The following is a 22,812-nucleotide window of genomic DNA, read 5'->3' as shown; positions in this document are numbered from 1 at the left end:
GCGGCGTGTTTATGATCGAAACGAAAACACTTCGTTTCGATAGGAGCAGGCGGATGGAACGACGCTCACGGCTCACGCCCGAGCGCGAGGCCGAGATCTACGAATGCGTCGAGCGCCTGGTCCGCGAGCACGGCTACGAGAACGTGACCATGCAGCAGATCGCCGCCGAGGCGCACACCAGCACCGCCACGCTCTACCGCCACTGGAACGGCAAGCCGCGCCTCGTCGTCGAGGCCGTCCGCAACCGCAAGCCGCACCCGCTCGAAGCCGTCGACACCGGGAGCCTCCGCGGCGACCTCGTCGCCGGCGTCGGCCCCATGGAGCACGCCGCGCCCGGCGACCACGAGCTCATGGCCGGCATCCACAACGCCGCCCGCTCCGACGCCGACCTCGCCGCCGCCGTCCGCGAGGTCATGGCCGCCCCGATCGAGCGGGCCGTCGAGACCGTCATCGACCGCGCGATCGCACGCGGCGAGATCCCGCCCGACCCGCCCGGGCGGCGCTTCGTCCACGAACTGCTCCTGGCGCCCATCGCCGTGCGCCCCATGATGACCGGGAAGCACCCGGACTCGGAGTACCTGACCGCCTACATCGACGCCGTCATCCTTCCCGCGCTAGGAGTCCGCCGTGACCACTGAGACCCTCGAACCGCCCGCGGAGCGCGCGGGCGCCAAGCTCCCCTCCCACTTCGGGTGGATCTACGCCGCGCTCATGGTCACCATGCTCCTGTCGGCGCTCGACCAGACCATCGTCTCCACCGCGCTCCCCACGATCGTCGGCGAACTCGACGGCCTCTCCCACATGGCCTGGGTGACGACCGCGTACATCCTCGCCGCCACCATCGGCATGCCCGTCTACGGCAAGCTCGGCGACCTCATCGGCCGCCGCCAGCTCTTCCTCGCCGGACTCGCGGTCTTCGTCGTCGGCTCCGGCCTCGCCGGATTCGCGCAGGACATGCCGCAGCTCATCGCCTTCCGCGCCCTGCAGGGCCTCGGCGGCGGCGGGCTCATGATCGTCTCCCAGGCGATCATCGCCGACCTCGTCCCCGTCCGCCAGCGGGCGAAGTTCATGGGCCCCATGGGCGCCGTGTTCGGCCTCGCCGCCGTCGCGGGCCCGCTCCTCGGCGGCTGGATCACCGACAACGCCGACTGGCGCTGGGCGTTCTGGATCAACCTGCCGCTCGGCGTCGCCGCGCTCCTCATCTCCGCGCTCGCGATCAAGCTGCCGCGCAAGCAGGTCAAGGTCGCCTTCGACTATCTCGGGACGGCGCTCATGGCCGTGGCCGTGACCTCGCTGATCCTGGTGTGCACGTGGGGCGGCACCGAGTACGACTGGACGTCGCCGACCATCCTGTGGCTCGGCGCGGTCACGATCGCCGCCGCGGTCCTGTTCGCGGTCGTGGAGCAGCGCGCGAAGGAGCCGCTCATCCCGCTGCGCATGGTGAAGAACCCGGTGTTCTCCATCGCCACGCTCATCGGCATGATCGCGATCGGCCTGGGCATGTTCGCGGTCATCTCGTACATGCCGACGTACCTCCAGATGGTGTACGGCTACTCGGCGACCGAGTCGGGCCTGCTGCTCATCCCGATGGTCGCAGGGATGATGCTCACCGCGGTCACCTCGGGGTCGCTCGTGTCGAAGCTGGGGCGGTACAAGGGGTTCGTGGTCGCGGGCATGCTCGTGATGCCCGTCGGCATCTGGCTCATGTCCACACTCGACCCGTCGTCGCCGGTGTGGGTCCTGTGCGCCTACATCGCGGTCCTCGGCGCGGGGATGGGCCTGGTCATGCAGAACCTGGTGCTCGCCGTGCAGAACGCGTTCCCGCAGAGCGAGGTCGGCACCGCGACCTCCTCGAACAACTTCTTCCGCGAGATCGGCGCCACGGTGGGCGTCGCGGTGGTCGGGGCGATCTTCACGAACCGGCTCACCGACCACCTCGCCGGGATCGGCACGGACTTCGGCGGCGCCGGGGCCGAGTCGATCACGCCCGCGATCGTCCGCTCGCTCCCTGACGCCTTGCGCGACCAGGTGATCAACGCGTACTCGGACGCGCTGCTGCCGATCTTCCTCGGGCTGGTCCCGGTGATCCTGGTCGGCACGGTGCTCGCGTTCTTCCTGCCGAACCGGAAGCTCCGGGACGACGCGGAGCACGCGCCCTCGCATTAACTCGCCGACGGGTAGGGGGTGAACCGGCTCTGGCGGTCGGTCACCTCCAGCGGCGCGCCGATCGCGGGGAACGCCCGCTGCGGGCAGCCCTTGCGGTCGCACACCTTGCAGCCGGGGCCGATCGGGGTGAGCATCGCCGGGTTGGCGAGGTCGAGCCCGTCGGCGTAGACGAGCCGGTGCGCATGGTGGAGGTCGCAGCCGAGGCCGATCGCGAACGTCTTCGCGGGTGTCCCGAACCCGCCGTAGCGGCGCGTCACGGTGCGCGCGACCCACAGGTAGGAGCGGCCGTCGGGCATCTGCGCGAGCTGCGTGCGGATCTGCCCGGGGCTCGCGAACGCCTCGTAGACGTCCCACAGCGGGCAGGTGCCGCCGACCCGCGAGAAGTGGAAGTCGGTGGCGGACTGGCGCTTCGAGATGTTCCCGGCCCGGTCGACGCGCACGAAGAAGAACGGCACGCCGCGCGCGCCGGGCCGCTGGAGCGTCGACAACCGGTGCGCCACGGTCTCGAACCCGACGCGGAAGCGCCGCCCGAGCAGGTCGATGTCGTAGCGAAGTTCCTCTGCGGCCCTGAGGAACGGACCGTACGGGAGGATGAGCGCGCCCGCGAAGTAGTTCGCGAGCCCGATCCGCGCGAGGCCGCGGGCCTCGTCCCCCGACAGGTCCGCGGCCTCCACTTCGGATCTGATGAGGTCGTCGCACGCGACGAGCGCGAGGTGCGTGGCGAGCTGGAACGCCCGCTGCCCGGGGCTCAGCAGCGGCGAGACCCGCAGCACCCGGGCGTCGGGGTCGAAGCGGCGTTTCACGCGGTTCGCCTCGCCCGCTTCGAGATCGACGACGACGGTGCCGTAGCGATCGTGGAGCAGGCGGGCCAGGCCCTCGGCGAGGCTGCCGGGATCGAGCGCGGCCTCCTCGTACATCCGCTCCGCGGCCTCGTCGAGCGCGGCCACATGGTTCCGCTTGGCGTAGAACAGGTCCCGCACCTCCTCGTGCGCCGTCGGCGAACCTGCGCCGTCCCGGCCCGAAGAGGCACTGTCGAGTTCCGCGCTCATCGCCGCGTTGCGCTCCACCATGTGCTGGTAGCGGCGGTGCAGGTCCACCACGTACTGCGCGAGGCCCGGCATCGACTCGGCGAGCTCGCGGGCCTCGCCGTCCGAGACGCGGTCGGCGTGGGCGGTGTCGGCGAGCGCGTCGCGCAGCTGCGCGGTGAGCCGGTCGCTCTCCGAGGCGGAGAACCGCTGCACGTCCACGTCGTAGACCTCGGCGAGGCGCAGCAGCACCGGCCCGGTGATGGGCCGCTGGTTCGACTCCATCTGGTTGACGTAGCTCGTGGAGATCCCCAGCGCGGTCGCGAGCGCGGCCTGCGTGAGCCCCTGCTCCTCGCGGAACCGGCGCAGCCGCAGCCCCACCTTCGCCTTGCGCAGCGCCATGGCCTCGTCCTTTCACAGATTCCACAAACCGGCCCGGAATTTTCCACAAGAAACCACATTTACAGCGGTTTCAAGGGCATCCGGGTGTGTGCATACTGTGAAATGTACCCGCCGCCGCAGCGCTAGGAGCCGCCGAGTGATCACCCACCGCGTCCGCACCCACGCCTCCCGCGAGGACCTGCCCCGGGAGGGCCAGCTGGCCTGGAAGCTCGCCGCGGCCGCGGTCGACCCGGTCCCGGTGGAGCGGGAGGTCGCCGAGATGATCGGGAACAGGGTCATCGACAACGCCGCGGTCGCCGCCGCGTCGCTCGCGCGCCGTCCCGTGGCGAGCGCCCGCGCGCAGGCCCGCGCGCACCCGTACGCGCCGGGTGCGGCCGTGTTCGGCCTCCCGGCGGCGTTCCGGTCCTCCCCGGAGTGGGCCGCCTGGGCGAACGGGGTCGCCGTGCGGGAGCTGGACTTCCACGACACGTTCCTGGCCGCGGACTACTCGCACCCCGGCGACAACATCCCGCCCGTGCTCGCGGTCGCGCAGCACCGGGGCCTCGACGGGCGCGCGCTCGTGCGCGGCATCGCCGCCGGATACGAGGTCCAGGTGGACCTGGTGCGCGGGATCTGCCTGCACGAGCACCGGATCGACCACATCGCGCACCTCGGCCCCTCGGCCGCCGCCGGGATCGGCGCGCTCCTCGACCTGCCCGTGGAGACCGTCTACCAGGCGATCGGGCAGGCGCTGCACACGACGACCGCGACCCGGCAGTCCCGCAAGGGCGCGATCTCCTCGTGGAAGGCGTACGCGCCCGCGTTCGCGGGCAAGGCCGCCGTCGAGGCCGTGGACCGGGCGATGCGCGGCGAGGGCGCCCCGTCGCCGATCTACGAAGGCGAGGACGCGGTGATCGCGCGGCTCCTCAGCGGGCCGGAAGCCGTGTATGAGGTGCCGCTTCCCGCTGCGGGCGAGGCGAAGCGGGCCATCCTCGACACGTACACGAAGGAGCATTCGGCGGAGTACCAGTCCCAGGCGCTCATCGACCTGGCCCGCCGCATGGCCCCGCGCGTCGACCTCGACCGCATCCGCGAGGTCGTGATCCACACGAGCCACCACACGCACTACGTGATCGGCACGGGCGCGGAGGACCCGCAGAAGACCGACCCCGACGCGAGCCGCGAGACCCTCGACCACTCGATCATGTACATCTTCGCGGTGGCCCTCGAAGACCGCGCGTGGCACCACGAGCGGTCCTACACCCCCGAACGCGCGCACCGGGAATCGACCGTGCGCCTGTGGCGGAGGGTCCGCACCGTGGAGGACCCGGAGTGGACCGCGCGGTACCACGACCCGGACCCGGGCAAGCGCGCGTTCGGCGGGCGCGTCGTCATCACGCTCGACGACGGCACGCTCATCGAAGACGAACTGGCCGTCGCCGACGCGCACCCGGCGGGGGCGCGGCCGTTCGGGCGCGAGCAGTACATCGCGAAGTTCCGCACCCTCACTGAAGGGGTCATCGACGAGGCCGAGCAGGACCGGTTCCTCGACCTCGCGTGCCGCATCGACGCGCTCGACGCGAACGGCGTCCGGGCCCTCAACCTGGCTGCGCCGCCCGGCGCGCTGACCGAACCGACCGCGAAGGGGCTCTTCTGATGCCGACTCCGTCCGAGAAGCGCCGCCGCCTGCGCGAGGGCCTCGCGTCGGGCCGCCTCCAGCGCCTCCCCGGGGCGTTCTCGCCCCTGGTCGCGAAGGCCGCCGCCGACCACGGCTTCGACGGTGTGTACGTCTCAGGCGCGGCCCTCGCCGCCGACCTGGGCCTGCCCGACATCGGGCTGACCACGCTCACCGAGGTCGCGACCCGCGGCGGCCAGATCGCCCGCGCCACCGACCTCCCCACCTTGATCGACGCGGACACCGGCTTCGGCGAGGTCGGGAACGTCGCCCGCACGATCCGGTCCTTGGAGGACGCCGGGCTCGCGGGCTGCCACCTCGAAGACCAGGTGAACCCCAAGCGCTGCGGGCACCTCGACGGCAAGGCCGTGGTCCCCGCCGATGAGATGGTCCGCCGCGTCGCCGCCGCCGTCAAGGCCCGCACCGACCCGGACTTCGTCGTCTGCGCCCGCACCGACGCCCGCGCCATCGAGGGCCTCGACGCCGCGATCGACCGCGCGAAAGCCTATGTGGACGCCGGGGCGGACCTGGTGTTCCCCGAAGCGCTGCGCGACGAGGCCGAGTTCGCGGCCTTCCGCAAGGCGATCGACGTTCCGCTGCTCGCCAACATGACCGAGTTCGGGACCTCCCCTAATTTGACCGCGGCGCAGTTGGAGGACCTCGGCTACAACCTCGTCATCTGGCCCGTCTCCAGCCTCCGCGCCGCCATGGGCGCCGTCGACGAGCTGTTCGCGACGCTGAAGACCGAAGGCACGCAGGCGTCCCTGGTGGAGCGCATGCAGACCCGCGCCCGCCTCTACGACCTGGTCGACTACGCCTCCTACAACGAGTTCGACCAGGAGCTGTTCAACTTCGAGGTCCCCGGGAGGGAATCGTGAGCACCGCACCGCTGGACGTCCACAAGGGCCTTGCCGGAGTCGTCGCCGACACGACCGCGATCTCCGAGGTCGTGCCCGAGACGCTGTCCCTGACGTACCGCGGCTACCCGGTGCAGCAGCTCGCCGCGTCCCGCTCGTTCGAGGAGGTCGCGCACCTCATCTGGTACGGCGAGCTCCCCGATGCGGCCCAGCTCGCGGCCTTCGTCAATCGTGAACGCGCCCAACGGGAAGTGACGCGTTCGACCATCGGGGTCGTCGACCGCGTCCCCGACGGCTGCCACCCGATGGACCTGCTGCGCACCGCCGTCTCCAGCCTCGGCGCCGAGGACCCCGCCGAGGACGACAACCGGCGTGAATCCAACCAGGCCAAGGCCGAAGCGCTGTTCGCGAAGCTCCCCACGGTGATCGCCCACGCGCACCGCCGCCGCCGCGGCCTCGACCGGATCGCCCCCGACGCGTCCCTGGGCTGGTCCGCCAACTTCTTCCACATGTGTTTCGGCGAGGTCCCGGCCCCGGAAGTGCTGCGCTGCTTCGAGGTCTCGATGATCCTCTACGCCGAGCACTCCTTCAACGCCTCCACGTTCACCGCCCGCGTCGTCGCCTCCACGCTCTCCGACATGTACTCGGCCGTGACCGCCGCGATCGGCGCCCTCAAGGGCCCGCTCCACGGCGGCGCGAACGAAGCGGTCATGAAGATGATGCTGGAGATCGGCGAGCCCGAGCGCGCCGCCGACTGGCTGCGGAACCGCTTGGCCGCCAAGGAGAAGGTGATGGGCTTCGGGCACCGCGTCTACAAGGACGCCGACTCGCGCGTCCCCACCATGAAGGCCGCACTGGACGACATGGCGGCCCTGACGGGCGGGGAGCGGTGGGTGCGGATGTACGAGGAGCTGGAGTCGGCCATGCTGGCGGCCAAGGGCATCCACCCGAACCTCGACTTCCCGGCCGGGCCCGCCTACTACCTCATGGGCTTCGACATCCCGATGTTCACACCGCTGTTCGTCATGGCCCGCATCACCGGCTGGACCGCGCACATCATCGAGCAGCTCGACGCGAACGCCCTCATCCGCCCTCTGAGCGCTTACACCGGCCCGCACGAGCGCCCGGTCCCGGCGGCCGCCGCCTGATCGGCGCATCGTGGTCGTGTGTCCGCTCAGTGCGGGCGGCGACAACGGGGTGGGTGGTGGGGTGGGGTCGGGTGCTGTGGCTTTCGGGGTGTGTTGGGGCGCGGGTCTTTCTCGGCGGCGACAGCGGGGTGTGTGGTGGGGCGGGGCTGGGTTTTGCGGCTTGGGGTGTGTTGGGGTGCGGGTCTTTTGGCGGCGACGGGGATATGTGGGAGGCGGCCGGGCTTGAATGCTGGGCCTGGGGTCTTGGTGTGTGCCGTGCCTTCGCTTTCCTTCTCCCGCCCTGGTTGGCTGGCCTGGGGCGGGCGGGTTCAGAAGGGCGGGGCTCCTGGGCTGCCGGCCGGGATCGGTTCCCGATGGGTGGCTGCTGGCGGGGGCGGTGGTGGTGAGGTCGGTCCGCTCGCCTCGGCCGGTGCAGGCTCTTTGGCGTGGGGTGTGAACCTTGTTCGGCATTTGGCTCTTGCCTGTCGGATGGCGGCGAGGGCTCTTTGCCGTTCGGCCTCTTCGGCTCGCGAGTCCAGTTCGAGTTTGAGGGTGTCGGACCATTCGGCTCGGTAGAGCCCGGTCGGGAACACATCCCAGTCGCTGCCCTGGTTTTCGGTGTCCATGTCGGCATCGGTGCGCCAGTCGGGGCATCCGCACTCCCAGGCCTGCCCGGCCTGCCCGGCCCCGGTGCCATCACCGGTGGCGGTGTGGTCGTGGTGGGTGATGAGGGCTTGGCCGGGGCCGGTCTTCTCAACCGACCAGCCTGCCGTGTGGATGCGGCCGTGGTGGAAGCGGCACAGGAGGATCAGGTTGTCCGCGTTCGTGTCGCCCCCGTCGGCCCAATGCTGGATGTGGTGGGCTTCGGTCCAGGCGACCGGCCGGGAGCACCCGTGCCAGGCGCACCCTTCGCGCTGCTCCAGTTCGAGCTTGCGGCGCAGCGCGGCATTGGGGAGGCGGGCGGCTCTGCCGAGTTCGATCGCCTCGCCGGTCTCGTAGTCGAAGACGCCGGGGATGACCTGGGCTTCGCACGCCATCAGGCGGGCTTTGGCGACTGAGATGGGCTGGCCTTCGAGGAGCGGGGTGCGGCCGGTGTCTTCGCCCTGCAAGGTGTCGATGTCGACGGTGAGGTCGAGGGTGGCGGTGTGGCCGTGCCGCTTGACTGCGTCGGGGCTGGTGCCGTAGCCGGCGAGGAGCTGGTGGAGGGCTTCGGCGTGCCGGTTCGGCTGGGCCGGGAGCACGCCGTCGAGGTCTTGTTCGTCTTGGCGGGGTGGGGGGCAGGCGGTCTTGAGGTACTTGTCGAGGAGTCTGCCGGTGTCGCCTGAGAGTTCGCCGGAGAGGGCCCACATGCCGTTGTCGGTCTCGGCGAGTTCGATCCATTGGAGGGACTGCTGGCCGAGGCTGTCGAGGAGTTCGGACTCTTCGGCGAGGTGGGCGGCGAGTTCGTCAAGGTGGCGCTGGAGGTCTTTGAAGGGGGCGTGGGTGCAGTACTGGGCGATCAGGTGTTCGGGTGTCGCGCACAGCACCGCAGGGTCGAAGGGGGAGGGGACTGGGGTGCGGAAGGGGGTGAGTGCGAACAGCCGCATCGCAGGGGTGCGGTCCAACTGCCTGACCGCGTAGGCGACTTGGTCGATCCTGGCCTGGCCTGTCACGGCTGCTTCGACGAGTGCCCGGAATTTGGTGGAGAGGCGGGCGATGGCGGCGATGTCCGAGGCAGTGCGGTGGGTGAAGTCGAAGGTGGAGACGAGCCAGTCGCGCAGGGCGGAGAAGCCGAAGGCGGTGCGGTGGAGGTTCGCCTGCTTGGCGTCGATGACCGCGGCGAGGACCCGGGCGTACTGGGTGTTGACTACCGTGGCGGCGGTGTCGAGGAGGGCCCGGATGGTCTGGGCCTGGTCGCTGCCGCTGCGGGCTTCGATCGTGTTGGTCGCCATCGGGATCACCTCCTTGTTGTGTTGTGCCCTGCGTGTTCGCTGGTGTGTTTCAATTGTGACGCTGTGTTCGATAGGGTGCCAACACCCAGAAGGGTGATCTTTGGTGAGGAAGTCTCATCCAGCCCCGCCCGCACCACCCTCAGACCCCATGGCCGCCAACCAACCCCAGCAACAACTCGACCTCTTCGTCGCTGCCCGCTCTAACCCCAACCCAAGATCACCCGCAAGCCGAAAGCTAGTTCCCATAAGGAGATTGCCTCCGGCCCTTCCGGCCCTTCCGGCCCTTCCGGCCCTTCCGGCCCTTCCGGTCCTCCCGGTGCTTCCCGTGTTTCCGGGGCCCGCCCCCTCTGCGGGCCCCGGAAGCCTAAGCGCCCCTGGCGATCTGGAGGCAGGTGATCGCGGCGGTCGCCGACCACGCCTGCGGGCGGCACGCCGCCGGGTAGGGGACCGGGCGGTCGCGTTCGGCGCGCGAGAAGCCGGCGTGCAGCTCCGGCATCCGGAACCCGAAGCCCTCCGCGGCGTGCAGGAGCCCCTCGACCACGACCGCGGCCTCCTCGCGGAGCCCGGCGCGGGCCATGCCGTGCGCGATGATCGCCGAGTCGTGGGCCCACACGGCCCCGCCGTGGTAGCTCAGCGGCCAGAATCCGGCCGCGCCGCTCGACATCGTGCGGACCCCGTAGCCCGAGCTCATCGACTCGCCCACAAGCAGTCTCGCGATGGCCGCCTCGTCCGCGGCGTCCACGATCCCGGTGCCGAGCAGGTGCCCGATGTTGCTGGTGAGCGTGTCCACGGCCTGCCCGTCGCGGTCGAGCGCGATGGCCGGGTAGCGGCCTTCGGGGGTCTCGACCCAGAACCGCTCGTTGAAGCGCTCGCGCAGCCGCGCCGCCCACCCGCGCCACTGGTCGCCGTCGTCGCCGAACGCGTCGAGGAGGTCCGCGGCGCCCGCGGCGGCCTCGTGCGCGTAGCCCTGGGCCTCGCAGAGGGCGATGGGGCCCTTCGCGAGTCGCCCGTCGCGCCACTGGATCGAGTCGCCGGAGTCCTTCCAGCCCTGGTTCGACAGGCCCTTGCCGTTGCGGTCGAAGTACGACAGGAACCCGTCCTTCGCCGCCGCCACGGCGATCCACTGGAGGGCCGCCCGCAGGTTCGGGACCAGCTCGGCGACCTCCTCGCGCGGCATCCCGGCCCGCCAGGCGTCCACGAGCAGGCACACCCACAGCGCCGTCGCGTCCACCGTGCCGTAGTAGAGCGGCGGGAGCGTGATGTCCTCACCGGGCATCCGGAACGCGGTGGCGCGCAGCTCGTGCGCGATCTTCCCCGGCTCCTCCTCGGTCTCGGCGTTGTCCGCCTTCCCTTGCAGGCGTGCGAGGACGCGGAGCGTCGAGGCCGCGATGTTGACATCGACCGGGAGCATCATCCGTGCGGCCCACAGGGAATCGCGCCCGAACAGGGTGAAGAACCAGGGCGCCCCGGCCGCGAGGAAGTCGTCCTCCGGGTGCTCGGGGAACGCCAGGCGCAGCGCGTCCAGGTCGTCGAGCGCCGTCGCGGCCCAGCGGGCCAGGCGGCCGTCGACCCCCGTGGTGTCGACGGCCCAGCCCGCGCGATGCGCGGCGGCCTGCACGACCAGGCCCGGGTCGCTCACCCGCATGCCCCAGTGCAGCACCGCGGTCTCGCCCGGTCCGACAGTGAAGGGCCACTCCAGGACCAGCGATCCGTTCTCAATGGACCAGGTTCCGGCGTCGGTGCTCAGCGCGAACGACGCGTCGCCCGAGGCGACGACCGCCGAGGCGCCGTCGACGTCCGCGGTCCACGCCGCGGCCCTCCCGTGCCCCGACTTGACCTCCTGCAACGGCGCGAAGTCCGGTTCCACGACGAGCCGGAGCACCGCCGCCACCTCCCGGTCCACCACCGACGCCACGGTCAGCGCCTCCGCGAGGGTCCCGTCCCCGACGGTCCGCTCCCGGCCGAGGCGCAGGTGCGGGTCCGGCGACGGGTCGTCCACGCCCCGCAGGACCGCGTCGAACCCGACGGTGCGCGCGCCGCGCCCGGAGGTCGCGATCGCTTCGGGCGCTTCGTCCTCGACCTCGATCCGGAGGCCGCGCGCGAACCGGCGGTCGCCGTGGAACAGGCCGTCGATCGGGGCGGTCATCGCGCCGTCGGGCCGCGACCACGCCTGGGTGGGCGCGTGCAGCGCGATGACGGCGTCGTGCAGGAAAGGCTGGCGGCCGGGGGTCATCCCTTGACGGCTCCTTCACTCGTGTTCATGATGTGCTTCTGGAAGACGAAGAACAGCACCGCGACCGGGATCGTCATGATCGCGGCGGCCGCGAGCTTGACCGGGTACTGCGTGCCCTGGCTGAGCTGCCCGGACGCGAGCGAGGCCACGCCCTTCGTGAGCGTCGTCAGCTCGGGCGACTGGGTCGAGACGATGAAGTGGCTCAGTTCGTTCCACGACCCCTGGAACGACAGGATCACGATCGTGACCAGCGCCGGGCGCGCCATCGGCAGCACCACGGACCAGAACACCCGGAACGTCCCGGCCCCGTCGATGCGCGCCTGCTCCTCCACCGACACCGGGACCGACTCGAAGAAGCCCTTCATGATGAAGACCCCCGCCGCGTCCACCAGGAGCGGCAGGATCATGCCCGCATAGGAGTCGTAGATGCCGAGCTGGTTGAGCACCAGGAACTTCGGGATCAGCAGGACCACCGACGGGACGGCCATCACCGCGACGATGAGCGCGAAGACGAGCCCCCGGCCGCGGAACTTCAGCCGCGCGAGCGCGTAGCCCGCGAGCGACGCGAAGAACACCCGCCCCGCGGTGACCGCGACCGTGACGACCGCGGAGTTCGCGAACCACAGCGGGAAGTCCGAGCGCGTGAACAGCCGCTCGTACGCGGCGAACGTCCACGTCTGCGGCCACAGCGACACCGCGTTCGCGGCGGCCTCCGCGTCCGGTTTGAACGAGGTCGCGATCTGCACCAGGAACGGGAAGACGTACACGACCGCGAGGGACACGAGCACCGCGTACAGCACCGCCTGCCCGATGCGGGGCCTGCGCTTGCGCGCCATGGAAGTAGTCGTCATGCCCTCGCCTCCTTCGCGAGGCGTCGCGCGACCCGCTTCGACGTGTCCCGCTCGCGCAGGGCCCACCGCTGGAAGACCGTGAAGACGACGATGATCGCGAACAGCACGAACGAGATCGCCGCGCCCTGCCCCCACGCCTGGTCGGTGAACGCCGCCTCGTACGAGAGGTACGCGGGCGTCACCGTGGTCTTGCCGGGCCCGCCCTGCGTGCCCGTGTAGATCTGGTCGAACACCTGCCAGCACCCGATGAGCCCCAGCGTGAGCACCGTGAACAGCGCGGGCCGCAGCTGCGGGAGCGTGATCCTCCAGAACCGCTGCCAGGCCGTGGCGCCGTCCATGCGGCCCGCCTCGTCGAGCTCCGGCCCGATGTTCTGGAGCGCCGCGAGGAACAGGAGCATGAACGTGCCGCTCGTGGTGAACACCGCCATGAGGACGAGCGCGCTCATCGCCACCGACGGCCCCGACAGCCAGTCCCACCACGTCACGCCCAGGAAGTCCGAACCGGTGAGGAACGCGGGCCCGTTCCCGCCGCCGAGCGCGACGTGGACGATCCCGCGCGGGTCGTTGAACCAGTTGGGGCCGTTGAGGCCGATCCACCCGAGCACCTGGTTGACCGCGCCGGAGGTGGAGAACAGGAACAGCCACAGCACCGTGATCGCCACCGAGCTGGTCACCGACGGGAAGTAGAACGCGGTGCGGAAGAGCCCGCGCCCGCGCAGCACCGCGCGGTTCACCAGGACCGCCAGCAGGAGTGACAGGCCCGTCTGGAGCGGCACCACGAGGAGCACGTACCAGGCGTTGTTGCGCAGGGCGATCCCGAAGTTCCGCTCCGCGAGCCCGCCGCCCGAGGTGATCGCCGCGTAGTTGTCGAAGCCGACGAACCCGACGCCGGGCGCGAGCGGCGACCCGCGCCCGGTCCAGTCGGAGAAGCTCACCCACAGGGCCATGAGCACCGGCACGAGCAGGAACAGCCCGAGCACGGCGATCACCGGGAGCGTGAACAGCCACCCGGCGCGCGCGTCCTCGCGCCGGGCGCGTCTGCCGGGTGCCTTGAGGGCCATGGTCAGCCGACCACGGCTTCGAGGTTGCCCTGCACGGTCGCGAGGATCTGCGCCGGGTCGCCGGCCGCGAGCGATTCGAGCTGCGCGTTGAAGTCGGCGATCACCTCGGCGGAGCCGGCCGCGGTCGGCACGCCCGTCGCGTAGTCGGCGCCCGCGAGGAACGCCGCGAGCTCCGGGTTGTCGGTGCTCCACGTGTCGGCCGCGGACTGCACGGACGGCATGGGGCCGAAGGCCTCCGAGAACGCGAGCTGCTGGTCGGCGCTCGTCAGGTACTCCACGAGGTCGAGCGCGGCCTCCTGGTTCGGCGAGTCGGCGGCCATGCCCCAGCAGTTCGTGAACTGGAGGGTGCCCTGCCCGGCCGGGCCCGCGGGCATCTCCACGACCTTGTAGTCGACGTCGGGGAAGTCGGCGGACAGGCCGCCGGTGATCCAGTTGCCCTCGATGGTCATCGCCGCGAGCCCCTTGCCGAACGCCTCGCCGCCCCAACCGGCGCCGAGGTCCGCAGCATAGGCGAACGTGCCGTCCTCCAAGTGGCCCTTGACGTATTCGAGCGCCTCGGTGTTCTCCGCGGAGTCGGCGACCGCGGTCGTCCCGTCCTCGGAGACCAGGCGCCCGCCCGCGCCCGCCATGAACGCCCCCACCCGCTGGTACTCGGCGCCGAACGCGAGCCCGACCGTGTCGCCGGAGGTCAGCGCCGCGGCGGCCGCGTCGAGCTGGTCCCAGGTCGTCGGGATGTCGGCGTCGGTGAGGCCCGCCTCGGCCCACAGGTCGGTGTTGATGACCAGCGCGAGCGTGGAGGAGTCCTTGGGGGCGCAGTAGAACTCGCCGTCGAGCGTGAAGTTCTGGACGAGCCCGGGGTAGAAGTCGTCCTTGTTCGCGAGCAGGTCGCCGTACGGTTCGAGGGAGCCGTTCGCGGCGTACCCGGCGAGCTTCTCGGGGGCCAGGTAGAACAGGTCGGGCGGGGAGCCCGCCGCGAAGCCCTGCGACAGCTCCTGGTCCATGTTCGTGGCGGCGACCGCGGTCGCCTCGATGCCGGACTCCTCGGACCAGGCCGCGAGCGCGGCCTCGATCGCCTGCGTCTCGGCCTCGCCGCTGGCGCCGTAGAGGATCGTCAGCGCGTCGTCGGAGGAGGTCAGGCCCTCCGCGTCGTCGTTGCCGCTGTCGTCGAAGCCCTGGCCTCCGCACCCGGCGAGGGCCAGCGCGGCGGCGACGGCCGCGCTCCCTGCCGCGAGGGCGGTGCGTCTCCTGCTGCTCACGGTGAATCTCCTTTGATCCATCGACCGACCGTTTTTGGATCGATCAATTTTTATTGGAACGATCATACGATAGGCTCGTCCGCGAGCGAACGTCAAGTGCGAGGGGACAGGGCCGAATGGCGGAACGGAAGGCCGCGACAATCGGGGACGTCGCGCGCGAAGCGGGCGTCTCGCGCCAGACCGTGAGCAACGTCGTCAACTCCCCCTCGATCGTGAAGGAGTCGACGCGCCTCAAGGTCCAGGCCGCGATCGAGGCCCTCGGCTACTCCCCGAACGCCCTCGCCCGGCGCCTGCGCACCCAGCGCACCTCCACGATCGCCGTCAAGCTCGACCCCTACTCCGGGGGCGTCTCCGGCGTCGTCCTCGACCGCTTCGTCCACGCCTTGACCGAGAGTGCCGCGGCCCGCGGCCTCCGCGTCCTCCTCTACGCCGCAAGGACACTGGAGGAGGAGCTGCGGCACCTCGACGAGCTCGCCGACGCCGGGGAAGTGGACGCGATCGTCCTCACCGGCACCTCCCGCGGCGACCGCCGCGCCGCCCGCCTCCTCGAACGCGGCGTCCCCTTCGCGGCCTTCGGCCGCCCCTGGGGGACCGACACCGCCGCCCACCCGTGGGTCGACATCGACGGCGCCGCCGGGACCCGCAGCGCCACCAGGCATCTCCTCGACCGGGCCGGGGACCGCATCGCGTTCCTCGGCTGGCCCGAGGGCTCGGAGAGCGGCAGCGACCGCGAGCGCGGCTGGCGCGAGGCCATGGGGGAGCGGACCGCCCCGCGGCTCACCGCCGAGGACGGCGTCGCCGAAGGCCAGGAGGCCGTGAAGGCCCTGCTGCCGAACGGGATCGACGGCCTCGTGTGCGTCAGCGACGCCCTCGCGATCGGCGCGCACCTCGCCGCCGTCCAGGCCGGGCGGCCCGAGCTGCCGATCGTCGGCTTCGACAACACCGCCGCCGCCGAGGCGCTCGGGATCTCCAGCGTCGAGCAGCTCCCCGAGCGCGTCGCCGCCGGCATCCTGGAGATGCTCATGGGTCCCGAGGGGAACAAGGTCGTGGCGCAGGAGCCGAAGGGCCTGCTCGTGGAGCCGCGGCTCATCATCCGCTAGCAAAAAACACTTAGCCCTTGCGCTAAGTGTTTCAGTGAGTAATACTTAGCCTTATGGCACAGTATTCGGAGACGCTGGTCGGCACCGCTCTCGACGGTGTGTTCACCGCGCTCGCCGACCCCACCCGCCGCGAGGTGGTCCGCCGCCTCGGGCGCGGCCCGATGAGCGTCGGCGACCTCGCCCGCGAGTTCCCGATGACCCTCCCCTCCTTCATGAAGCACGTGCGGACCCTGGAGGCGAACGGCCTCATCCGCACCGCCAAGACCGGCCGGGTCCGCACCTGCGCGCTCCGGCGCGAGCGGCTCGCGCTCGTCGACGACTGGCTCGCCGAGCAGCGGCGGGTCTGGGAGTCGCGCACCGACCGGCTGGAGCAGTTCGTCACCGATCCCGAGGAGCACCAATGAACACCGAACTCGACCTCGTCATCGAGCGCGTCATCCGCGCGCCCCGCGACAGCGTCTGGCGGGCCTGGACCGACCCGGCCCGCTTCGAGCAGTGGTGGCTCCCGGCCCCGTACGCGTGCCGCGTCGAGCGCTTCGACGCCGTGCCCGGCGGCCCGATGGTCACCAGCATGAGCGAGGACGGCGATGCATTCCGGCCGCACATGGACGCCGCGTTCCTCGTCGTCGAGGACGGCGAGCGCATCGTCTTCACCAACGCGATCGACAGCGCCTGGCGCCCGGCCGAGCCCGAGCCGGTCGCCATGACCGCCGAGATCACCTTCGCCGACGCCCCCGAGGGCACCGCGTACCGCGCGTTGGTGCGCCACGGCAGCGCCGCGTCCCGCAAGCGCCACGAGGAGCTCGGCTTCCACGAGGGCTGGGGCACGGTCATCGGGCAGCTCGCCGCGCTCGCCGAACGGGAGGCATAGGACGCTCGTTTACGGCCGCGACCTGCGGGTACACCTCCGCATCAAGGAGGTGTACCCCGCATGGCGCCAGGCAAAGCCGCAACAGTGGCAGTCGCGGGCCGCGACATCAAGGTCTCGCGGCTCGACAAGGTCCTGTTCCCCGACGACGGCCTCACCAAGGGCGACCTGATCGACCACTGCGAGTCGGTCGCCGAGGCGATGGTCCCCCACCTCGCGGGCCGCCCGCTCACGCTGCGCCGCTTCCCCGACGGCATCGGCGGGAGCGGGTTCTTCCAGAAGGACGCCTCCGACCACTTCCCCGACTGGATCCGCACCGAGGCGGTGCGGTCGCGCACCGACGGGGGCACCGTCCACTACGTCGTCTGCGACGACCCGGCGACGCTCGTCTACCTCGCGAACCAGGCCGCGATCGAGTTCCACGTCTGGCCCTCCACCGTCGACGACCTCGAACGGCCCGACCGGCTCGTCATCGACATCGACCCGCCCGACGGCACCGACCACACGGTGCTCCACACGGTCGCCCGGCGCCTGCGCGACGTCTACACCGAGATCGGCCTGACCCCGTTCGTGCAGGCCACCGGCGGGCGCGGCTACCACGTCGCGGCCCCGCTCGACCGCTCCACCGGCTTCGACGCCGTCCGCGAGCTCGCCCTCGCGGTCGCCGACCGCCTCGCCGCCGAGGACCCGGACCTGCTCACCACCGCGCAGCGCAAGAACAAACGCGGGGACCGGATCTTCCTGGACGTCAACCGGAACGCCTTCGGCCAGACCTTCATCGCCCCGTACTCGCTGCGGGCCCGCCCCGGCGCGGCCGTCGCCACCCCGCTCGACTGGGACGAGCTCGGCCGCTCGCGCCCCGCGAAGTACACCACCGAGAAGGTCCGCCGCCGCCTCATGCGCAAACCGGACCCGTGGTCGGCGATGGACGCGCACGCCGCGTCGGCCGAAGAGGCCCTGGAGAACCTGGGCTGACGCCCGCTCGGACCGCCCGCACCGCCGCCGCGAAAAACTTGTGCAATCGGTTGCCCAAAACCCTTGATTTCCGGAAAGGGCTTTCCTTAGACTCATTGAAACATGTCAATCCCTAACCCCTAGGAGCTCGGCGATGAGACGATCGCTAGCACTCAAGGTCGGCACGGTGGCCGCCGCGATGGCCGTGGCCGTCGCGGGCATCGCGTTCTCGACCACCGGCGCCTCGGCGCAGTCCAACGCGGCCACCGGCTACGCCACGCAGAACGGCGGCACCACCGGCGGCGCCGGCGGCGCGGTCGTGCGCGCCACCACCGGCACGCAGATCCATGCGGCCCTGTGCAACCGGGCCTCGACCAGCACCCCGATCATCATCCAGGTCGAGGGCACCATCAACCACGGGAACACCACGGCGGTCGACGGCGACAGCTGCGACACCGCCGCGGACCGCATCGAGCTCAAGGGGATCAGCAACGTCACGATCCTCGGCGTCGGCTCGGGCGCCACGTTCGACCAGCTCGGCATCCACATCCGCGACTCCAGCAACATCATCATCCAGAACGTCACGGTCAAGAACGTGAAGAAGTCCGGCTCCCCGACCTCCAACGGCGGCGACGCCATCGGCATGGAGAGCACGGTCCGCAACGTGTGGGTCGACCACACCACCCTCGAAGCCTCCGGCGGCGAGTCCGAGGGCTACGACGGCCTGTTCGACCTGAAGAACGACACCAAGTACGTGACGCTCTCCTACTCGATCCTGCGCAACTCCGAGCGCGGCGGCCTCGTCGGCTCCAGCGACAGCGACACCGCGAGCAGCTTCATCACCTACCACCACAACCTGTACCAGAACCTGAACTCGCGCATGCCGCTCCTGCGCGGCGGGACCGCGCACACCTACAACAACTACTTCACCGGGATCGTCGAGTCGGGCATCAACCCCCGCGTCGGCGCGAAGATCAAGGTGGACAACAACTACTTCGAGGACTCGAAGGACCCGCTCGGGACCTTCTACACCGACCTCATGGGTTACTGGCAGGTCAGCGGGAACACCTTCGACAACGTGACCTGGTCGTCCCCCGGCACCGACAACCACCCGGCGGGCCCGAACCCGACCTCCACGACCACGGTCTCCATCCCGTACTCGTACAGCCTCGACAACGCGAGCTGCGTCCCGTCGATCGTGACCGCGACCGCGGGCGCGAACAAGGGCCTGAAGACCTCCGACGGCTCCTGCTCGGTGACCTCGCCGACCGCGGGCCCGACCACGACCACGCCGACCACCGACGCGCCGACCACCGGGAACCCGCCCACGGGCGCGAACCTGAGCATCGGCGCGGGCGCCGACGGCACCTCGAAGGCCTCCGGCACCAGCTACGGCAACGTCATCGACGGCTCCACCTCGACCTACTGGTCCCCGAGCGGCACCACCGGGCGCGTCTCGGTCAAGTGGAGCTCCGCGAAGACGATCGACACGGTCGTCATCAAGGAGGCCTCCGACGCGACCGGCCGTATCGGCTCGTGGCAGCTGGTCAACAACGACACCGGGGCGGTCCTCGCCTCCGGCACCGGGGCGGGCACGATCTCCTTCACCGCCACGTCCCTCACCAAGGTCAACTTCGTGATCACCTCGGCCTCCGGCACGCCGAAGATCACCGAGTTCGAGACCTACGCATAACTCCGGCAACGGGATCCGGAACGAGGACGCCCGGGGGGCATGACCCCGGGCGTCCTCACTGCTCCTTACTCCCTTGCGCGCGAGGCGATCCCGGCGATGAGCTCCACGACCTCCGGCCGCGAGAACGGCCCGACGTGCGGCAGCGGCAGCGAATGCACCTCGGTCGGGTTGCCCGGCGTCAGCCGGTCGGCCTCGGCGATGAACCGGTCCTGGAGCGCGGGCGGGATGAGCCGGTCCTCGGTGAACCGCACGTACGTCCGCGGGATGCGCCCCCACCGGTCCGCCTCGACCCTGGTCTCCGCCAGGGGGACCGCCACGGGCTCGTCGGGCTGGAACAGGTTGAGCGCCCGCAGCAGCTCCTCGTCGCCGAAACCGCCCGCGAGGCACTCGCGGATGCCGTCCAGCAGCACCGGATCGGCGGTCCGCCAGTTCACCCGCGCCACCCCGAGCTCGGCCGGGTCCCCGGCGACGGCCGCGGTGACCTTGGCGATGAGGCTCTCCGCGTTCTCCGGCTCCGCGAGGTACGCGGCCATGCTCGGCAGCTCGACCGGGCAGTACGCCGCCACGTAGACGAGGCGGTCGACCAGCTCGGGCACGGCGTTCCCGACCCGGCCCAACGTGACCCCGCCCTGGCTGGAGCCGACGAGCACGACCGGCCCGTTCCGGCGGGCCCGCCGCACGACCTCGACGGTGTGTTCCGCATAGTCGTCGAGCGTGAGCCCCGCGAGGGGCGACGGCTCCTTGGCAAGGGCCGCAAGGTCCTGCGGCGCCTGGTACGACCGCGGGTAGAACCCGTCGACCCCGTGCCCGGGCAGATCCACTGCGACCGTGGGGAACCCGCGGAGGGTGAGCTCGGAGGTGAGCCCGACCCAGCTGAACGACGAGACGTGCGTGCCGTGCACCAGCACGACGGTGGGATTGGACATGGCTTGTGCTCCTTACGAATCGGTAGCGGCGGGTTCCCGCCGCATCGGTTGGACGGGCGGCGCGCCCTCGACCCGGACCGGCCCGCCGAGGTCGGCGAACCCGTGCCGCAGGTACAGGGCCCGGCTGCCCGGTGAACTCGCCTCCAGGTACGCGGGCAGCCCGTCCCGGTCCGCGAGCGCCAGCCCGTGCCGCAGCAGCGCCGACCCGATCCCGCGGCCCTGCGACGCGGGGACCACGCCCATGACCGCGAGGTACAGGTGCGGCCGGTCGACCGGATGCCGCTCGCCGAGCGCGGCGCCGAGCGAGAACAACCGGGCGAGGGGCCCGCCGGGAGGCGCGCTGCCGGCGTCGAGCCGTTCGCCCCGGTCGAGCCGCAGCCAGAGCGCAGCGCCCTCGGCCCCGGCGACGTGGGCTTCGGCCCGCGGACGGCCGAGCAGCGACCGGTAGAACCCCTCCTGGTATGCCGCCCGGCGGCCCTCGTCGGGGAACAGCCATGCGGCGAGCGGATCGGCGGCGAACGCCGAGGAGAGCACGCCGACGAGTCCGCCGGCATCGGATGCGTACACTGTATCGATGTCCACGGAACCCAGGCTCACACGGGAAACGGTGCAGTGAAAGGCACGGCTGGGGGAAAGTGTGCTAGTCCGGCGATGAATGACCTAGTACACTGGTGGGATGGAACCGCCGTACCGCCAGATCGCCGCGGAACTCCGAGCGGGCATCGCCGCGGGCGACCTGCGCCCGGGGGACCGGGTGCCGTCCGTCAGGCAGATCGCACAGCGCTGGGGCGTCGCGACCGCGACGGCGAACCGGGTGATGGCGGTGCTGCGCGACGAGGGCCTGGTGGTCACCAAGGTCGGTGCCGGAACGGTCGTGAGCGACCGGGCGAAGCCGGTGCCCGCCAAGAGTCCCGCCCCGAAGGTGCGGCCCGCCCGCAAAGGGTCCCTCCCCCCTCCCCTCACCCTCCCGCGCATCCGCAGGCAAGCCGTCGACATCGCCGACCGGGAAGGGCTGCAAGCGGTCACGATGCGCCGTGTCGCCGCCGACCTGAACGTCGGCCCGATGTCCCTGTACCGCCACGTCGCCACCAAGGAGGACCTCCTCCTCGCGATGATCGAGGAGATCGCCGCCGAACGCCCCCTCCCCGAGCCCGCCGCCGACTGGCGCCGCGGCCTCGACGCGATCGCCCGCCTCCAATGGGACCTCTACCGCCGCCACCTCTGGGCCGCCCGCGCGGTCTCCTTCACCAGGCCCCTCCTCGTCCCGGCGCTCGCCGCCTACACCGAATGGACCCTCCGCGCCCTCGACGGCCTCGGCCTCTCGCCCCGCACCTGCGCCCGCGAAGCCCTCGCCCTCCACGCCCTCGTCAACACCGCCGCCCTCGCGCTCGCCGCCGAAGCCGACGCCGAGATCGAGACCGGCGTCTCCCTCGACCACTGGCACCGGTCCCAGCGCCCTCAGACGGACACGCTCCTGTCCGCCGAGGACTTCCCCCTCCTCGCCGCCGCGCCCCAAGACGCCTTCACCGACCTCGAAGCCCTCTTCGACTACACCCTCGCCCGCCACCTCGACGGCTTCGCCGCCCTCCTCCACGACCGCCGCCGCCCGCGCGGGTAGGCGCGAGCCGGCTCACTCCGCGGCGAGGTCCACCGGGACGCGTTCGTCCTCGGGGGACAGCACGAACGCCTCGACCACCTGCGCGCGGTAGAGCCGCAGGTGCGCCGCGCCCGTCACGTCGTCCGGGCCCCAGGCGCGGCCGCCCTCGGCCTCCGAGCACCGCGAGTACACCGCGAGCCCGCGCGCGAGATCCTCGCCGGGGGCCTCCCCCGCGACCGCTTCGACGTACACGCCCTGGCCCGTGCTGATGGGGACCGTCGAGTCGAAGACCGCGATCCCGGCCTGCGGCCGCACCGCGAGGTTCAGCGAGTGCCGCGAGCCCGGCCGCGAGACCCACCACAACTCCTCGTACCCGTGGTGCGCGAACCACACCGGCGTCGCCCACGGCCGCCCGTTCGCACTGGCCGTCGCCAGCGTCATGTACCGAATGCCGTCGAGGATGCGCCGCCCTGTGCTGCTGTAGTCCATCCCCTATTCCTAGAGTTTCGCGGCGCGAAGCGCAACCGGCGGCCGACTTGACGGCGCAATAAACCGCAACTACTCTGGTGCCAGTCTAAGCGACGAGGGGGACCGAGTGAGCATCAGCAGCAGGAGCGCGGTCGCGATCCACGCCCTCACCATGCTGGCGCGCTGGGAGGAGCGGACCCTGACGTCCGGCGAGATCGCGGACAGCCTGGAGAGCAACCCCGTGCTCGTGCGCCGCATCCTCGGCTCCCTGCGCGACGCGGACCTGGCGCACTCGACCGAGGGCCGCGGCGGCGGCTGGCGGCTGGCCCGGCCCCCGCGGTCGATCACGCTCTACGACGCGTACGCCGCCGTCGAGACCGGCCCGGTGCTCGCCGGGCACCCCCACCCGCCGAGCCGCGAGTGCGAGGTCGGGCGCAACATCCAGGCGCTGCTCGAAGACGAGTTCCGCGAGGCTCAGCGGGCCATGGAGGAGCGCCTGGGCCGCACCACGATCGCCGACCTCGTCAACCGGGTCCTGGAGAAGGAGCGCGAGCTCAACCTGCAGCGCTGACCGCCGAAGGCCGGGGACGTCCCCGGCCTTCGCTTCAACCCAAACTGCAACCCTTTCAGTATCAGTTCAACC

The 22,812-nt window shown here is 71.2% G+C and carries 21 protein-coding genes; 12 read left to right on the top strand and 9 right to left on the bottom strand.

Annotated elements, in window-relative coordinates; all coding sequences use genetic code 11:
• Positions 1–53 precede the first annotated feature (53 nt).
• The gene (locus B0I28_RS05435; protein WP_181245647.1) at positions 54–638 is read left to right on the top strand and encodes a TetR/AcrR family transcriptional regulator; all 585 of its coding nucleotides are present in this window, start codon (positions 54–56) and stop codon (positions 636–638) included.
• Entirely contained in the window at positions 628–2,166 is a 1,539-nt protein-coding gene (locus B0I28_RS05430; protein ID WP_219926582.1) for an MDR family MFS transporter, read from the top strand. Before B0I28_RS05435 ends, B0I28_RS05430 begins: the two co-directional genes overlap by 11 nt.
• Here B0I28_RS05430 and B0I28_RS05425 read toward each other — a convergent pair.
• A complete protein-coding gene (locus B0I28_RS05425; RefSeq protein WP_106363399.1) occupies positions 2,163–3,587 on the bottom strand; it encodes a short-chain fatty acyl-CoA regulator family protein in 1,425 nt (474 codons plus the stop codon). The two genes, B0I28_RS05430 and B0I28_RS05425, sit on opposite strands and share 4 nt — an antisense overlap.
• A gap of 142 nt (positions 3,588–3,729) precedes the next feature.
• On the opposite strand from B0I28_RS05425, the gene B0I28_RS05420 reads away from it, so the two are divergent.
• Genes B0I28_RS05420 through B0I28_RS05410 form a run of 3 tightly spaced genes read left to right on the top strand, consistent with a single transcriptional unit; the run spans position 3,730 to position 7,252 of the window.
• Positions 3,730–5,229, top strand: a complete 1,500-nt coding sequence (locus B0I28_RS05420; RefSeq protein ID WP_106362799.1) for an MmgE/PrpD family protein — start codon at positions 3,730–3,732, stop codon at positions 5,227–5,229.
• The gene (gene prpB / locus B0I28_RS05415) at positions 5,229–6,125 is read left to right on the top strand and encodes a methylisocitrate lyase (RefSeq protein WP_106362798.1); all 897 of its coding nucleotides are present in this window, start codon (positions 5,229–5,231) and stop codon (positions 6,123–6,125) included. The genes B0I28_RS05420 and prpB overlap by 1 nt, the downstream gene beginning before the upstream one ends.
• Positions 6,122–7,252: a bifunctional 2-methylcitrate synthase/citrate synthase gene (locus B0I28_RS05410; RefSeq protein ID WP_106362797.1), complete on the top strand. Its 1,131-nt coding sequence runs from the start codon at positions 6,122–6,124 to the stop codon at positions 7,250–7,252. Before prpB ends, B0I28_RS05410 begins: the two co-directional genes overlap by 4 nt.
• A 308-nt stretch (positions 7,253–7,560) precedes the next feature.
• On the opposite strand, the gene B0I28_RS05405 is transcribed toward B0I28_RS05410, so the two are convergent.
• The 5 genes from B0I28_RS05405 to B0I28_RS05385 all read right to left on the bottom strand — a co-directional run bounded on the left by B0I28_RS05405 (position 7,561) and on the right by B0I28_RS05385 (position 14,584).
• Positions 7,561–9,162: an HNH endonuclease signature motif containing protein gene (locus B0I28_RS05405; protein WP_106362796.1), complete on the bottom strand. Its 1,602-nt coding sequence runs from the start codon at positions 9,160–9,162 to the stop codon at positions 7,561–7,563.
• A 364-nt stretch (positions 9,163–9,526) separates the two neighbouring features.
• Positions 9,527–11,395 carry a glycogen debranching N-terminal domain-containing protein gene (locus tag B0I28_RS05400; protein WP_106362795.1) on the bottom strand — a complete coding sequence of 623 codons (1,869 nt, stop codon included), beginning with the start codon at positions 11,393–11,395 and terminating at the stop codon, positions 9,527–9,529.
• Complete coding sequence (locus B0I28_RS05395) at positions 11,392–12,246, bottom strand: carbohydrate ABC transporter permease (RefSeq protein WP_106362794.1); 855 nt, start codon at positions 12,244–12,246, stop codon at positions 11,392–11,394. Before B0I28_RS05395 ends, B0I28_RS05400 begins: the two co-directional genes overlap by 4 nt.
• A complete protein-coding gene (locus tag B0I28_RS05390) occupies positions 12,243–13,307 on the bottom strand; it encodes a carbohydrate ABC transporter permease (protein WP_106362793.1) in 1,065 nt (354 codons plus the stop codon). Before B0I28_RS05390 ends, B0I28_RS05395 begins: the two co-directional genes overlap by 4 nt.
• A 2-nt stretch (positions 13,308–13,309) precedes the next feature.
• Positions 13,310–14,584 carry a sugar ABC transporter substrate-binding protein gene (locus B0I28_RS05385; RefSeq protein ID WP_106362792.1) on the bottom strand — a complete coding sequence of 425 codons (1,275 nt, stop codon included), beginning with the start codon at positions 14,582–14,584 and terminating at the stop codon, positions 13,310–13,312.
• Positions 14,585–14,679: 95 nt separating this feature from the next.
• Between B0I28_RS05385 and B0I28_RS05380 the strand changes: the two genes are divergently transcribed.
• The 5 genes from B0I28_RS05380 (at position 14,680) to B0I28_RS05360 (ending at position 19,178) form a co-directional block, all read left to right on the top strand.
• Positions 14,680–15,663 (top strand): LacI family DNA-binding transcriptional regulator, encoded by a 984-nt coding sequence (locus tag B0I28_RS05380; protein ID WP_106362791.1) that lies wholly within the window; start codon positions 14,680–14,682, stop codon positions 15,661–15,663.
• Positions 15,664–15,716: 53 nt separating this feature from the next.
• Positions 15,717–16,067: an ArsR/SmtB family transcription factor gene (locus B0I28_RS05375; RefSeq protein ID WP_106362790.1), complete on the top strand. Its 351-nt coding sequence runs from the start codon at positions 15,717–15,719 to the stop codon at positions 16,065–16,067.
• Positions 16,064–16,534 carry an SRPBCC domain-containing protein gene (locus B0I28_RS05370; protein ID WP_106362789.1) on the top strand — a complete coding sequence of 157 codons (471 nt, stop codon included), beginning with the start codon at positions 16,064–16,066 and terminating at the stop codon, positions 16,532–16,534. The genes B0I28_RS05375 and B0I28_RS05370 overlap by 4 nt, the downstream gene beginning before the upstream one ends.
• Positions 16,535–16,594: 60 nt before the next feature.
• Positions 16,595–17,506 (top strand): non-homologous end-joining DNA ligase, encoded by a 912-nt coding sequence (ligD, locus tag B0I28_RS05365; protein WP_219926578.1) that lies wholly within the window; start codon positions 16,595–16,597, stop codon positions 17,504–17,506.
• Between the two features lie 133 nt (positions 17,507–17,639).
• Positions 17,640–19,178, top strand: a complete 1,539-nt coding sequence (locus B0I28_RS05360) for a pectate lyase family protein (RefSeq protein WP_106362788.1) — start codon at positions 17,640–17,642, stop codon at positions 19,176–19,178.
• Positions 19,179–19,243: 65 nt separating this feature from the next.
• Here B0I28_RS05360 and B0I28_RS05355 read toward each other — a convergent pair whose 3' ends face one another.
• A complete protein-coding gene (locus tag B0I28_RS05355; protein WP_106362787.1) occupies positions 19,244–20,104 on the bottom strand; it encodes an alpha/beta fold hydrolase in 861 nt (286 codons plus the stop codon).
• 12 nt (positions 20,105–20,116) lie between these two features.
• Positions 20,117–20,686: a GNAT family N-acetyltransferase gene (locus tag B0I28_RS05350; RefSeq protein ID WP_106362786.1), complete on the bottom strand. Its 570-nt coding sequence runs from the start codon at positions 20,684–20,686 to the stop codon at positions 20,117–20,119.
• A 94-nt stretch (positions 20,687–20,780) separates the two neighbouring features.
• Here B0I28_RS05350 and B0I28_RS05345 point away from each other — a divergent pair, with 94 nt between their 5' ends.
• A complete protein-coding gene (locus tag B0I28_RS05345) occupies positions 20,781–21,722 on the top strand; it encodes a GntR family transcriptional regulator (RefSeq protein WP_106362785.1) in 942 nt (313 codons plus the stop codon).
• A 12-nt stretch (positions 21,723–21,734) separates the two neighbouring features.
• On the opposite strand, the gene B0I28_RS05340 is transcribed toward B0I28_RS05345, so the two are convergent.
• On the bottom strand, positions 21,735–22,190 hold the full coding sequence (locus B0I28_RS05340) for a pyridoxamine 5'-phosphate oxidase family protein (RefSeq protein WP_106362784.1): 456 nt from the start codon (positions 22,188–22,190) through the stop codon (positions 21,735–21,737).
• A 106-nt stretch (positions 22,191–22,296) separates the two neighbouring features.
• On the opposite strand from B0I28_RS05340, the gene B0I28_RS05335 reads away from it, so the two are divergent.
• Complete coding sequence (locus tag B0I28_RS05335; RefSeq protein WP_106362783.1) at positions 22,297–22,740, top strand: Rrf2 family transcriptional regulator; 444 nt, start codon at positions 22,297–22,299, stop codon at positions 22,738–22,740.
• Positions 22,741–22,812: the final 72 nt, after the last annotated feature.

Source organism: Glycomyces artemisiae (assembly GCF_003002955.1).
Lineage (GTDB): Bacteria > Actinomycetota > Actinomycetes > Mycobacteriales > Micromonosporaceae > Glycomyces > Glycomyces artemisiae.
The sequence above is the reverse complement of the archived record's forward strand: the minus strand, read 5'-3'. Positions and strand labels throughout refer to the sequence as shown.